This window comes from Neorhizobium sp. BT27B, assembly GCF_050455485.1.
Taxonomy (GTDB): domain Bacteria; phylum Pseudomonadota; class Alphaproteobacteria; order Rhizobiales; family Rhizobiaceae; genus Neorhizobium.
The window spans coordinates 49,647-63,645 of sequence record NZ_JBCIYT010000006.1 but is presented as its reverse complement, the minus strand read 5'-3'; the positions used below and the strand labels follow the sequence as shown (position 1 = coordinate 63,645).

The 13,999-nt window shown below is 61.3% G+C and carries 12 protein-coding genes; 6 read left to right on the top strand and 6 right to left on the bottom strand.

The annotated features are described in order from the left end of the window. Nucleotides 1–87 precede the first annotated feature (87 nt). From exbB to AAIH70_RS16980, 4 genes are all read left to right on the top strand, one after another. Nucleotides 88–1,344 (top strand): tonB-system energizer ExbB, encoded by a 1,257-nt coding sequence (exbB, locus tag AAIH70_RS16995; RefSeq protein ID WP_245519219.1) that lies wholly within the window; start codon nucleotides 88–90, stop codon nucleotides 1,342–1,344. Between the two features lie 5 nt (nucleotides 1,345–1,349). Then, on the top strand, nucleotides 1,350–1,862 hold the full coding sequence (exbD, locus tag AAIH70_RS16990; RefSeq protein ID WP_132276047.1) for a TonB system transport protein ExbD: 513 nt from the start codon (nucleotides 1,350–1,352) through the stop codon (nucleotides 1,860–1,862). Next, complete coding sequence (locus AAIH70_RS16985) at nucleotides 1,859–2,812, top strand: energy transducer TonB family protein (RefSeq protein WP_245519218.1); 954 nt, start codon at nucleotides 1,859–1,861, stop codon at nucleotides 2,810–2,812. The genes exbD and AAIH70_RS16985 overlap by 4 nt, the downstream gene beginning before the upstream one ends. A 94-nt stretch (nucleotides 2,813–2,906) precedes the next feature. After that, nucleotides 2,907–3,899 (top strand): Ldh family oxidoreductase, encoded by a 993-nt coding sequence (locus AAIH70_RS16980; protein ID WP_132276045.1) that lies wholly within the window; start codon nucleotides 2,907–2,909, stop codon nucleotides 3,897–3,899. Nucleotides 3,900–3,917: 18 nt separating this feature from the next. On the opposite strand, the gene AAIH70_RS16975 is transcribed toward AAIH70_RS16980, so the two are convergent. The 4 genes from AAIH70_RS16975 to AAIH70_RS16960 all read right to left on the bottom strand — a co-directional run bounded on the left by AAIH70_RS16975 (nucleotide 3,918) and on the right by AAIH70_RS16960 (nucleotide 8,350). After that, a complete protein-coding gene (locus AAIH70_RS16975) occupies nucleotides 3,918–5,309 on the bottom strand; it encodes an FtsX-like permease family protein (protein ID WP_132276043.1) in 1,392 nt (463 codons plus the stop codon). Beyond that, complete coding sequence (locus AAIH70_RS16970) at nucleotides 5,306–5,995, bottom strand: ABC transporter ATP-binding protein (protein ID WP_132276041.1); 690 nt, start codon at nucleotides 5,993–5,995, stop codon at nucleotides 5,306–5,308. The genes AAIH70_RS16975 and AAIH70_RS16970 overlap by 4 nt, the downstream gene beginning before the upstream one ends. A gap of 4 nt (nucleotides 5,996–5,999) precedes the next feature. Continuing rightward, nucleotides 6,000–6,479, bottom strand: a complete 480-nt coding sequence (locus AAIH70_RS16965) for a hypothetical protein (protein ID WP_430034963.1) — start codon at nucleotides 6,477–6,479, stop codon at nucleotides 6,000–6,002. 116 nt (nucleotides 6,480–6,595) lie between these two features. Further along, entirely contained in the window at nucleotides 6,596–8,350 is a 1,755-nt protein-coding gene (locus AAIH70_RS16960; protein WP_132276039.1) for an alkaline phosphatase, read from the bottom strand. 437 nt (nucleotides 8,351–8,787) lie between these two features. Here AAIH70_RS16960 and AAIH70_RS16955 point away from each other — a divergent pair, with 437 nt between their 5' ends. Together AAIH70_RS16955 and AAIH70_RS16950 are read left to right on the top strand one after the other, a co-directional pair. Further along, nucleotides 8,788–9,411, top strand: coding sequence for a ribonuclease D (locus tag AAIH70_RS16955; RefSeq protein WP_132276037.1), 624 nt, complete (start codon nucleotides 8,788–8,790; stop codon nucleotides 9,409–9,411). 230 nt (nucleotides 9,412–9,641) lie between these two features. Next, a complete protein-coding gene (locus tag AAIH70_RS16950; RefSeq protein WP_132276035.1) occupies nucleotides 9,642–11,402 on the top strand; it encodes a hypothetical protein in 1,761 nt (586 codons plus the stop codon). An 81-nt stretch (nucleotides 11,403–11,483) separates the two neighbouring features. Here the strand turns inward: AAIH70_RS16950 and rpsA are convergent, their stop codons facing one another. After that, a complete protein-coding gene (gene rpsA, locus AAIH70_RS16945; protein ID WP_132276033.1) occupies nucleotides 11,484–13,187 on the bottom strand; it encodes a 30S ribosomal protein S1 in 1,704 nt (567 codons plus the stop codon). Nucleotides 13,188–13,339: 152 nt separating this feature from the next. Next, complete coding sequence (gene cmk / locus AAIH70_RS16940) at nucleotides 13,340–13,978, bottom strand: (d)CMP kinase (RefSeq protein ID WP_245519217.1); 639 nt, start codon at nucleotides 13,976–13,978, stop codon at nucleotides 13,340–13,342. Nucleotides 13,979–13,999: the final 21 nt, after the last annotated feature.

The window sequence follows — 13,999 nt, the reverse complement described above, 5'->3', positions numbered from 1 at the left end:
CGGATTGAATGCAAAAAGCATTCTCCCGGGCATGGCACACGATCGGATGCATCGTGCAAGCCTGTTTCGAGTCCGGAGAATTTCTGAATGTCCATAGCCAAAAATCGCATTTCGACCACCCGTGGCCGTGGCTTTCTATCCTGCACGGCGCTCATTGCCGCGACGCTGATGACGGCATCCGTCCATGCGCAGACACCGCCGGCGGAAACGCCTGCAGCGACGACGCAGAACAGCGCGCCTTCGCAGACGACTCCAGTTGCTCCGACTCAGAATACCGCACCCGCACCTTCCGAAACAGTTCAGCCGAGCACCCCGCCGCAGGCAGCACCGAATGCGCCAACAGGCCGTCTGCCGCAGGCTGCTGCTCCTGAGCAGGCCCAGCCAACCCCGGCACCGGCCAGCCAGCCGACACCGGCACAGTCGGCGCCAGCACCAGCGCAAAACAATGCCGCTCCAGCCGCTTCACCGGCCCCAGCAGCACCCGTGACGCCGACCGCCTCCGAGCAATCCGCGCGGGCGCAGAGCACGGAGCCATCCGGCACGGCCGCACCTGCTCAGCCAGGCACAGAGCAGGCAACCGACATCGCACCTGCGACCGACGAGGAAGCACCGCGCGCCGACCTGCCTCACGATCTTTCCCCCTGGGGCATGTTCATGCAGGCCGACTGGGTCGTCAAAGGCGTCATGATCGGCCTCGCCATCGCGTCGCTGCTGACCTGGACCGTCTGGTTTGCCAAGACGCTGGAACTGACGGGCGCCCGTGCCCGCGCCAACAAGACGATCAAGGCGATCCGCAAGGCGCGCACGCTGACTGAGGCCGTCAAGGCGACCGAGGGCCGTGGTGGCCCGGCAGCCGCCATGCTACGCGCAGCTGCCGAAGAGATGGAGATTTCCGAAGCCGCCATCGAACACGCCGAAGGTGACGGCGTGAAAGAACGCGTGTCCTCCGTGCTGTCGCGTATCGAAGCCTTTGCCGGCCGCCGCATGGCACGCGGCACCGGCATTCTGGCAACGATCGGTTCCGTCGGCCCGTTTGTCGGCCTGTTCGGCACCGTCTGGGGCATCATGAACTCGTTCATCGGCATTTCGGAATCCAACACGACCAATCTGGCCGTCGTCGCACCCGGCATTGCAGAAGCTCTGCTGGCAACCGCCATCGGCCTCGTCGCCGCCATCCCGGCCGTGGTGATCTACAACCTGTTTGCCCGCTCGGTCACCGGCTACCGCCAGCTTCTGGCCGATGCAGCCGCCGGCGTCGAGCGACTGGTCAGCCGTGACCTCGACTTCCGCAAAATCCCGCCGGGCGGCCGCGTCAAGCCGGTTTCGCTTGTCGCCGGGGAGTAAGAACCATGGCTGGCGGTATTCGAGAACATCACGGCGAGGAAATGGCCGAGAACCACGAGATCAACGTCACGCCGTTCATCGACGTGATGCTGGTCCTGCTGATCATCTTCATGGTGGCGGCACCTCTGGCGACGGTCGATGTCAATGTCGACCTGCCGGCATCAACCGCCAAACCGGCAGAGCGTCCGCAAGAGCCGATGTATCTGACCGTCAAGGAAGACCTGTCGCTGAACATCGGCAACGATGCCGTTGCACGCGAAGAGCTCGCCAACACACTCGACCGGCTGACGGGCAACAAGCGCGATACGCGCATTTTCCTGCGCGCCGACAAGATGGTCGATTACGGCCACTTCATGGAGGTGATGAACCTTCTGCGTGATGCCGGATACCTGAAGATCGCGCTTGTGGGGCTGGAAAGCCTTCCCGCGCCAATTCCCGCCCAGGATGGCGCGGTACCTGCAACAGCACCCGTTGCTGCACCAGCCGCTCCGGCACCTGCAGGAGGTGCAAACCCGTGAACTCGGTCACCTTCAATCCAACGCCCGCCGGGCGTTTTGGAGAGGCTGCCCTTTGGGGTTCGGCAGGACTTGTCGTGCTCGCTCTTCACATTGGCGCCGGCTTCTACCTGATGCGGGAACCCGAAATGGCGGCCGGCGACAATACGCCTCCGCCGGCGATCATGATCGAGCTTGCACCGGAGCCGGAAGCGGCAATGCCGGAAGAAACGCAGATCGCCGAACAGACGCAGGATTCCGAAGAGATCAAGAGCGACACGCCGGAGCCCGTCGAGCCTCAGCCTGAGCCTCCACCGCAGGAGGTGACGCCGCCCGAACCGCCACCACCGGAACCGGTCATCGAAGAGCCGCCGCCGGAGCCCGTGCCGGAACCGGTTCAGGAAGTGACCGAAAGCGTGCCGGAAGAGCCGCCGGAGCCACAGGTCGATCCGATCGTGGAAGAACAGATGGCAGCACTCGACAATGTCGAGGTGCCGTTGCCGGTCATGCGTCCGCCCGAACCTGTCGAAAAGAAACCGGAAGAGCCGGTGAAAAAGAAGGTTGCGGAAAAGCCGCGCCCGAAAAAACAGGTTCAGGCGACCAAAGCCAGCCAGGAAGCCAAGGTCGACGCCACCCAGTCCGATCGCACGGCTGCACAGCAGACATCGACGAGCAGTTCCGCTTCATCCTCAATGTCGCCGCAACGCTGGCAGGGACGCTTGGCTGCGCATCTGGAACGCAGGAAGAAATATCCGGCTGCAGCGCGTTCGCGACGCGAGGAAGGCACGGTGTCCGTCCGCTTCCAGATCGATAACAGCGGCAACGTTCTGTCGGTCTCGCTATCGCGTTCCTCCGGTTCCGATGCGCTCGACCAGGAAGTTCTGGCGCTTATGAAACGGGCATCGCCCGTACCGGCACCACCTGCTGGTGTCAACAAGACGATCACCGTTCCGATCCGCTTCACCATCCGCTAAAAACCATCGCCGCCATGCCTTGAGAAATCGGGCATGGCGGTAGCGCTTCAGACTGGCACTTGCTAATTATGCTGCATCGCAACAGGTGCAGTTTATGAACATTTCGCTGGCAGACGCCGAACTCCTCATTTCCTCCATTTTTCAAGACAATGGCGTCGATGCCGTGGCATCCCTTTCGGTGGCACGTGCGCTTGTGCAATCGGAAGCGGCCGGGCAATCCGGCCATGGCCTGCGCCGCGTGCCGACCTATGTCAAACAGGTGCGCACCGGCAAGGTGGATGGCCGCGCCTTGCCGCTGTCTTCGCGACCCAAACCCGGCATTCTCGCCATCGACGCCAATCTTGGCTTTGCCTATCCGGCACTCGATCTGGCGGTCGACATGCTGCCGGCAATCGTGCGCGAACAGGGGATAGCACTTGCCGCCATCAACCGTTCCCACCATGCCGGCGTCATGGCGCTGACGGTAGAGCGTTTTGCCGAGCAGGGGCTGGTGGCGATGATGTTTGCCAACGCACCGGCCGCCATGGCCGCCTGGGGCGGCAAGACACCGCTTTACGGCACCAACCCGATCGCTTTCGCCGTGCCGGTTGCCGGCAACGATCCGCTGGTCATCGATCTTGCACTTTCTAAGGTGGCGCGCGGCAAGGTGATGGAAGCCAACCAGAAAAAGGTCAGCATTCCCGATGACTGGGCTTTTGACGTGGATGGCAACCCGACCACCGATGCGGCTGCCGCGCTGAAAGGCACGATGGCGCCGGCCGGCGGGGCAAAGGGTGCAGCGCTTGCATTGATGGTGGAAGTGCTGGCGGCCGGGTTGACCGGCGCAACCTTTTCCCATCAGGCAAGCTCCCTGCTCGACGAACACGGTCCTGCCCCCTCTCTGGGCCACATGATCATCGCCATCGATCCGAATGCGGCAACCGGCGCAGGCACATTGGAGCGCATGGCCGGTCTCGCCTCTGAGATGGCCCGTGAGGAGGGTGTACGCCTTCCCGGTCGTCGTGGACGCGGATTGCGTCGAACTGCGCTGGAGAGCGGCCTGACGCTTGAAGACGACGTCATGGCGGCAATCGAAGCACTTCGTTGATGGCGAGCAGGTTCTTGCTCAGGCCCTGAGGGCCTGAGCCGGAGACTGGCGATAGGCAAGAAGCGCCGGTACCGCAGCCAGCACGGCGGCAAAGCCGAGCAGGATCATCGCAAGCCGCAGATCTTCGCGGGTAAAGCCGACCGGCAGGATGACGCCGCTTTTGGCGGTAAACATCTGTGCACCAAAGTGAGCGGCCCCAAGACCAACCAGAAAACCGATGCCGATGCCCAGCGCGACGAGCAGAAACAGTTCCAGCCAGACGATCAGGAACACCGAGCTGCGCGGTGCCCCAAATGCTCGCAGCGCACCGATCTGGCGGCGGCGCTGACCCACGTGAATCACCGTGACCAGAACCAGCGCGGCAGCGACCAGCCCCTGCGAGCCGGCGGCAACGGCGCTCAACACCATCTTGGCATCGCCCAGCGTCGCATAAAGTCCGGTCAGGACTTCACCCGGAAAGACACCGAGCGTGGCACCTGTGCGATATTCCTGACGCAGGCGATAGGCATCGGCAATGGTTTTTGGCTTGACGAGGATCGCCGGCAGGCCGGGCATGCCTTCACCAAAGGTCTCGACGATGGGCGCATCCGGATCGATGCTGCCGTGGTGTTCTTCCTCGACATGTTTCGAGGATGCCGAACCGATGGCAAAAGCATATTTCGCTACCGGCTGCTGAGCTTCGGAAGCGTGCGCCACCGGTTCCGGCTGGCCCGCCTCTCCCCCGGCATGCGCATCCGCTTCATCATGATGCCCCTCGCCTTCGGCAGCATGATCGTGACCGTCTTCCTCATGATGGCCATGCTCCGCGCCAAGACCATGGACATGCCAGACCGCCTGGATCGGCACCAGAATGGCGCGATCCCAGGGCGTACCGGTGGGCTGCAGCTTGCCGACAACCTTGTAGGCTGCGCCGGCATGTGTGTGGCCGCCGGTTTCGGCGCTGCCATGCATGGGCTTGATTTCGGCCCCGACGGACAGATCCACCGCGGCGCCAAGGACGGCCTCACCTTCCAGTGCAAACATTTTTCCGTCGGCAAAACCGGTCGTCGTGCCATTGATCAGGCTGGTCGTGGTACCGATGATCGGATAGCCGGCATAGCTGTCGCCGAAACCGACCGGGGCAGCCCAGGCAACACGCGGATCGGCGGCCAGTTTCGTCAGGACGGCGCCATCGACCAGCGGCAGCGGTGCGGGCTGCAAAAAGATGGAGGAGAGGATCAGCTGCGTTTCGCTGCCGGCGGCACCGACGACGAGGTCGAATTTATCCGCTGCACGCGCACTGCCGAGACGAAGCGAACGTTCCTGCAGTGTAACTGCAACGCCGAGAGCCGTGGCAAGCGCCACGAGAAGAATGACAACGGCGCCGCCCAGCCAGAGACGACGCAGATCGGCGAGGATGAACCGGATCATGCCGCGATCTCCCCAAGCCGAGCATCAGCGACGATGCGCCCGCTCTTGAGCGACAGGCGGCGATCAAGGCGTTCGACAAGACGTTGATCATGGCTGGCGATGATCAGCGTCGAGCCGGCATCGGCAGCCACTGACAGCAGGAGATCACCAACCGCCTCGCCGCTTTCGAGATCGAGGCTGGCGGTCGGTTCGTCGGCAATGATGACGCCGGGCTTGCGCAGCAATGCGCGGGCGATCGCCACGCGCTGCATTTCGCCACGCGACATGGTCTCGACATGCTGGTCGGGACGGGTGAGGCCGACGGTTTCGAACAATGTGCGGGCGCGTTTCACCAGTTCTGCATTGGCGACGCGCGACAGGCGCGCCGGCAGAAGAATGTTTTCCAGTGCCGAGAGGCCGGGAAACAGATGAAAGTCCTGCATGACGAGACCGATATTGGCGGCGCGCCATTGATCGCGTCGGCCCTCGGACAGATCTGCGAGGTTCTGCTCGCCCCAGAACACGCGACCGGCGCGAATGCGCTCAAGGCCGGCGATGATGTTGATGAGCGTGCTTTTGCCCGAACCGGAACCGCCCGTCAGCGCCACACGGCTGCCGGCGGCGATTTCGAGACTATCGAGACTAAGAACCGGTGCCGCCAGACCGGGAAACGATACGGCGAGATTTTCGATTTTCAGCGGCAACATGTTTTCAAACCGTGCCGTATTCAGCCTGGCGGATACGCAGGAGACTGACAAAGCCGGTTTCCGGATCGGTCCACGATCCCGTTTCCAGCTTGCCGCGCACTTCGATCGTCTGGCTGGGCTGGGTAAAGGTCTGTTTTTCGCCGAGATAAACGACGACGATATTGTCCGGCCAGTCGCTGTCGGTGGAGCAGAACGGGCAGATCGACATCGGGATTTCGGTGAGCACGAAAAACTGCGCTTCGGCCTTCAGCGGCGGCGCCATGAAACCGCGCATGGCGATCTCCTTGCCGTTCAGCTGTTTGACCTTTTCGGAAAATTCGAGCCCGAGGACGCTGATCTTGCCATAAAGCTCATCGAACGAAATCGGGCTTTCGGCGCGAGCACGCGTGGCGGCGGAAAACAGCGGCAGGCCGGCCATCAGGCCCAGCGTCATGGTCTGCAGCGTCTGGCGGCGATTGAACCGCGCCTGATCAAGCTTGCTCATGACCAATCTCCTTTTTGGAAATGTCTCACGCATCGTGATCCTAACGGAGTGGCGATGCAAGAGCGGGAACGGCAGGGGCACGCCATGACGACGTGCCCCCACGGTCTTTTCAGGTCTTAGTTGGTCTGCTTTGCGCCAAGCGCGAAAGCTTCGGCGAGACCCTTGTAGACGTCGCTCTGCTCCATGTAGCCACGGAAGCCTTCGGCGCCCGGGCCTTCGGCCTGCAGAACGATATCGTCAACAGCGTGGACACCGCTGTCAGCGCTCTTCGGGATGATGCCGGATACGAAGACAGCGCCGGGAACGTCCTTGTACTGTTCGTTGGCGATGTATTCCTTCTTTTCGTTCTGGACCGACGGCGCAAACGGGCCATCGAGCTTCGGACGGAAGGTTTCGTAATGGTCAGGGCCGTTATTGGCGTTCAGGAACAGGCGACGCGACACGTCGACCTTGTCCGGATAACCGTCGCCGTCCTTGTCTTCGTAGTTCGGGAAGCCGGCTTCGGCGTAGGTACCGACCTTTTCGCGCATTTCGGTGCCCGGCTTTTCGTCATCGACGGTGCCGATGATGGAAACACCGTGGGTGTGGTCGCCGGTAACGACGATCAGCGTGTCGGGGTTCTTGGCGGCAAATTCGCGGGCAACACCGATGGCCTTGTCGAACTCGATCGTATCGACGACAGCGCGATCCCAATCCAGCGGATGGGACATCTTGTCGACGTTTGCGGCTTCAACCATCAGGAAGAAACCTTCCGGGTTCTTCGACAGCGAATCGAGAGCGACCTTGGTCATTTCGACCAGGCCCGGCTGTTCCGGGAACTTGCCGACGGTACCCTTCTTGAGGAACTCGCGGTCGAGCGTGGTGTCCATGTTGCCGGTGTGGAACAGGCCCAGGATCTTGCCGGTATTGCTGCTGGCCGCCGTTGCCAGTTCACCCTTGCTGGTTGCCAGCGTGTAACCGGCTTCCTTGAACAGGGCGATGTAGTCCTTGTCGTCCTTGCGCTTCGAGCCGGCAGTCGCCTGCGGCAGGAAGTAGGCGGAGCCACCGCCGAGCAGAACGTCTGGCTTGACGTCGAACAGCATGCCGTTGATTTCGGCCTTGTCACCACGCTTACGGGTGTGGGCGACGACTGCGGCCGGGGTCGCGTCCTGCAGTTCGGCGGTAGAGATGATGCCGATCGACTTCTTGGTCTGGCGGCGCAGGGCTTCGGCGAGGGTTTCGACCTTGGGGTCGTCCATCGAGGCAGGTGTGCGGTCGGCATAAACGCCGATGGCGTTCACGGCGGTCTTGTGACCGGTCATGTAGGCCGACATGGTGTTGGCAGAGTCGGTGGCGACAGCGTCCGTGGCCGAGGTGCCGATGAAGGCGACCGGCGGCACGTCATCCATGTTGAGGCGGCCATTGGCCTTACCTTCGGTCATGCCCTTGGACATGATGCGGGCAGCGGTGCGGTGCGCAACAGACAGACCGTCGGCGATCAGGAAGATGACGTTCTTGGCCTTGGCCTGGGACGGCGTACCGTAAACATTCCAGGTAACGCTCTTGGTTTCCGAACCTGCGGAAACTTCGACCTTGTAATCACCGGCATTGGCGATGGTGATGCCACGCAGGATGACGGCCGAACCAAGGACCTTGTCCTTGTTCTTTTCTTCGGCGACGAACTCGACTTCCTTGCCGAGAGCGGCCTTGTAATCCTGGCCGTTGACGGTGATTTTTACGTCTTCCGGCTTTACGACGGCATCAAACTCGACCTTGAAGTCGAACGGCGAGCCCGAAAGGATCGTGGCACGATCGAGCGGGAAAACTTCGGCAGCCTGAGCAGCGCCGGCAAGAATGGTCGTAGCGACCAGGGCGGCAAGAATTTTGCGCATGGTGGAACCTCGCTGAGGAGTTTAAAAGTGAAGGCGAGGTGGGTATATCGGCGCCAGATGACACTTACGTGACGCATTGTCGCAACGGCCGCCGAAGAGGAAAATATCTGGAAAGGCGCCCTTCCCGAGCAAGGGCCGAAAATGAAAAAGCCTGCCGCGGGAGGAGGTGCGGCAGGCTTTAAACTTGACCGACAACTGGGAGGAGGAGGATGTTGTCGATCCGTATCGGGCGGCACTGGGAGGAGGAGTGTGCCGCTTCGATGATTGGTTTATAGCCATGCGTTAGTAGAAAGGGAAACTAATTTGTTGCAACGCAGCAATGCGTTTTGTGCAAACCTGCTCCAGGCCTTGGCTTCGAATGAGGCAGAATATTTAGAGATGGCGATGCCACGCGCGATTGCGGTATAGCGGGACAAACAGTCGACAAAGGATTTTCCATGGCCCAGATCCGGTATCACGAAGGCGATATCTCCGCAGTGGACGCTGCCCGCTACACCGGCGCCGTCGCCATCGATACGGAAACGCTGGGACTGGTGCCACGCCGCGACCGCCTCTGCGTCGTGCAGCTTTCGCCCGGAGACGGCACGGCCGATGTGATCCGCATTGCCGCCGGTCAGAAGCAGGCCCCCAATCTGGTGGCACTGCTGGCCGACCCGACGCATGAAAAGATTTTCCATTACGGCCGATTCGACATTGCCGTGCTGTTTCATACGTTTGGGGTGACGACGGCTCCGGTATTTTGCACCAAGATCGCGTCACGGCTGACACGCACCTATACCGACCGGCACGGATTGAAGGACAATCTGCGCGAACTGCTGGAGGTCGACATTTCCAAGGCGCAGCAGCAGACGGACTGGGCCGCCGAGGTTCTGTCACAGGCACAGCTGGAATATGCGGCATCGGACGTGCTGCATCTGCATGCGTTGCGCGACAAGCAAGTGAACCGGTTGATCCGCGACAAACGCATGGAGCTTGCAGAAGCCTGCTTTGCATTCCTGCCGACGCGCTCGAAGCTCGATCTTCTGGGATGGGACGAGACCGACATCTTTGCCCATAGCTGATGGCAGGCATGCGGCCAAATCGACGAGCAAATTGCAACCACTGAATGAAAACAGCGTTGCCGTTAGGGAATCATTAGGGATGTTTGCGGCATATTTAGCCTAACCATCCGGCATGAAAGTCGCCATGAGGCGCGACGGTTGCAACCCAAATGGGTTGCAAAGATATTTTGACCGTCCAGCCGGCCTGTCCCTTCAACTCGAGGATCTGCCTCCCTGACGTGGAGCCGGCCATGCTGCCACCTGTTCCCGCCACATCCGTCGCCCACGCCATGCAGGCGAACCAGCGACAGGCTTCGACCCAACAGATTGCGCCGGACGTCCCCGTGCAGGACAACGCCGTAGCGGGGACTGTGCGACCGATCGTTGCCGGCAATACATCCAGCATGGAACTGCTTGGCCTTTCCGGCCAGATGCGGCTGGCGCAGAGCCTTTCCGTTTTTGCCGAAACGCTTGGCAGCCTTCTGAAACTGCCGCGTCGCGAGGGCGAGGCGCTTGCCGACTACAGCAAAAGGCTGGCTGCCGCCATCACCGCTCTCGGGGCGCAAGAGCGCGCACGCCTGCAGGCACAGTTGAATACGATCATGCAGGGGGCGACACTGCGTCTGCTTGCAGAGCTGCTGAAAGACCCGTCCGGGCCCGCTGCAGCACGGCTGGCAGTGCAAATCGAAATCTCACAATATCAGGAACGCGATCTGGCGGCGCGCCATGTGGTGAGCTCCTATCGGCAGAACAATGGCAGCGATCTGCCTCTCCTGCCCGCCAATCGGATGGACGATGGGCCAGCCAATGGAAATGCGACCGAGGGACAGGCTTCCTTCCCTGCGGACAGTGTTGACGGCGAAGGCATCAACCCAATCGCAACGACAGAAAACGCCTCCGATATCGAGACACAGGGCCTAGCACCGAAGAGCGATGCGACAACGGCCAATGCCATAGACGAGGACGGCAGCCGTCAGGGACTGCGGCATCCCGGGGAAACGTCAGCATCCGAAGCCGCCGAGCCTGCACATCCAGCGACAAACATCAGCGACAGCGATATGGCTGACGGCCAGACGGCCGCGAACGACATCAAAGCCGCACATGTCGATGGCTCTCCTGCATCCCAGCGCACAACGGACGTGCGCAAAGAGCAGACTACCGGGCTCGAAACACATGGGTCCCATCCACAAACACCCGACGCGCCTTCGGACGAGGCTTCCAAGACAGGCCACTTGCCGGACAGAAGTGCAACGCCGGTAAAACCGGCAGCGATTTACGATGCCGCCGCCCTTGCCCGTCAGGCGCATGACGAAGCCGATCTGACAATTCCCAAAACCGCCAAAGCCATTATCGATCGTTTCCAGACCGAATGGGTTGCCGGCCTTGCCTCAGGAGAGCCGGACGCAAAGGGCGCGAGGCAGATTGCGCAGGCGCAGGCCAATATCCTGGCTGTGCGGCCTGATGCGGAAACAGACCCGAGGACGACCGCCGCAGACGCAGAGGTCCTGAAGACGGCGGCCATTTCCGATCAAACACAAGATGACGATGTGCCCGCACCTCTCGTCAATGCGCTTCCGCCGGCGACCAATACGGCATCGACATCGGCCAGTCTTTCGGCACAACCCGATACCGCTTTCGAAAAGGCGCTGCTCGGCATGTCGCTCCTGCCGCGCGACGTGCCGGCGCATCCGCTTGTGCCGCATGCCGGTGCACAGGAATTCGAAGAGAGTGAAAACCACGAGATCAGGCGCAAGCCGCCGGTCGGCGATGATGACCAGCCGCCGCGGCGCGACCATCAGGGCCAACAGCAACCATCTGGCGGCGAAGAACGGCAGGGTGGCGGAGAGCCGCAACCGGAGCCAATGACGCCGGAAGACGAGCCTTTGCATGCAGCCGCAACAGAGACTGCAGCGACCACGGCCGGAACCCGGCAGGCGCCGCGTCAGCATCTGACAGATCATCCGGGTACGGGTGCCGAAGACTTCTATCGCCGGATGGCGGCTCTGGAATAAATCTCAATCAGATACGCACACGAAAAAGGCCGCCGGATCATCTCCGGCGGCCTCTTCATTTCAAAAGATCGAAGCTGACGATTACTCGCTGCCGCGGTTCTTCAGGGCTGCGCCCAGGATGTCGCCGAGCGAAGCGCCCGAGTCCGACGAACCGAACTGAGCAACGGCTTCCTTCTCTTCTGCGATCTCGAGAGCCTTGATCGACAGCATGACCTTGCGGTCCTTCTTGGAGAAGTTGGTGACGCGAGCGTCAAGAACCTGGCCAACCGAGAAGCGCTCCGGACGCTGGTCGTCGCGATCGCGAGCGAGGTCAGCGCGGCGGATGAACGAGGTGATGTCTTCGTGTTCAACGAGCTTCACTTCGATGCCGCCGTCGTTAACGGCGATGATTTCGCACGAAACGACAGCGTTCTTGCGCAGTTCGCCGGAAGCGGCAGCGTCGCCGACCGAGTCCTTGCCGAGCTGCTTGATGCCGAGCGAGATGCGTTCCTTCTCGACGTCAACATCCAGAACAACAGCCTTGACGATGTCGCCCTTGTTGAACTCTTCGATGACCTGCTCGCCCGGACGGTTCCAGTCGAGATCCGACAGGTGAACCATGCCGTCAACGTCGCCTTCGAGGCCGATGAACAGGCCGAATTCGGTCTTGTTCTTGACTTCGCCTTCGACTTCAGTGCCGGCCGGATGGCTGAAGGCAAATGCCTGCCACGGGTTCTCGAGGGTCTGCTTGAGACCGAGCGAGATACGGCGCTTGGACGGATCGACTTCGAGAACGACGACGTCGACGTCCTGCGTGGTCGAAAGGATCTTGCCGGGATGAACGTTCTTCTTCGTCCAGGACATTTCGGAAATGTGGATCAGGCCTTCGATGCCCGGCTCCAGTTCGACGAATGCACCGTAATCGGTGATGTTCGTGACGGTACCGGAAATCTTCTTGCCGACCGGGTACTTGGCCGAGATGCCATCCCACGGATCCGACTCGAGCTGCTTCATGCCGAGCGAGATGCGGTGGGTTTCCTGGTTGATGCGGATGATCTGAACCTTGACCTGCTGGCCAATGGACAGGATTTCCGACGGATGGTTCACACGGCGCCATGCCATGTCGGTGACGTGCAGCAGGCCGTCGATGCCGCCGAGGTCAACGAACGCACCGTAATCGGTGATGTTCTTGACGACGCCGTCAACAACCTGGCCTTCTTCGAGGTTCTGAACGATTTCAGAACGCTGCTCGGCGCGGCTCTCTTCGAGAACGGTACGACGCGAAACAACGATGTTGCCGCGACGCTTGTCCATCTTGAGGATTTCGAAGGGCTGCGGGTTGTGCATGAGCGGGGTGACGTCGCGGATCGGACGGATGTCGACCTGCGAACGCGGCAGGAAGGCAACGGCGCCGTCGAGATCGACGGTGAAACCACCCTTGACCTGGTTGAAGATAACGCCTTCGACGCGCTCGCCAGCTTCGAACTTGACTTCGAGCTTGACCCAGCTTTCTTCGCGGCGAGCCTTTTCGCGCGACAGAACAGCTTCGCCGAGAGCGTTTTCGATGCGCTCAACGTAAACTTCAACTTCGTCGCCGACCTTCAGCGAGCCGTCCTTGCCCTTTGCACCGAATTCCTTCAGCGCGATGCGGCCTTCGACCTTGAGGCCGACGTCGATGACGGCAACGTCTTTTTCAATCGCCGTGACGATACCCTTGGCAACATAGCCTTCGGCGAGATCGGTCTTGGCAAAGGATTCTTCCAGCAGGGCTGCGAAATCTTCGCGCGACGGGGTAGATACTGACATGAAATCTCCTGGGAGTGTCCGTGTGGACACCAGCGCCGGGGGTTCGAGTTAAAAATACCCGAAATTCAAGTCCGCTTCCTCAAAGGGAAGCAATCCGGCGCGGGGACTGGAACTTTCGGGGCATGCAGGCTGCCGGGCGAACCGGCTGGCCATCAATTCTTGTTCAGGGCAGCATCGACAATGCGTTTTGCAGCCAGAAACGCGGCCTCTATACTCATTTCCGACGTATCTAGCAAGTGCGCATCCTCGGCCGGCTTCAACGGGCTGTCGGCGCGGTTCATGTCGCGGTCGTCGCGCGTCTTCACGTCGTCGACGATGGCGTCGAAATCGGCCGCTTTGCCGGAGGCGATGATCTCGTCATAACGACGCCGCGCCCGTACTTCCGGCGAGGCGGTGACGTAAAGTTTCACGATAGCATCCGGGCAGACCACGGTGCCGATATCGCGGCCATCGAGCACCGTACCTGGCGCTTTCCTGGAAAAGGCGCGCTGCGCTTCCACCAGCGCACGGCGCACGGCGGGCATGACAGCGATCTTCGAGGCGGCTTCACCGATTTCGTGTCTTGCCAGGACGGAACGGTCGAGACCGGCCAGATTCACCTCGAGCGCCATCTTCTCGGCAATTGCCTCGCTGTCGAAGGGCAGGCCGGCATCGATCAGCGCCTTGGCGGTGGCGCGATAGGTAAGCCCCGTATCGAGATGATGAAAGCCATAAGTCTCGGCAAGACGCCGCGACAGCGTGCCCTTGCCGGCAGCCGCCGGCCCATCGATGGCGATCGTGATGTGTTTCAAGAGACTGCCTCCTGCGAAAAC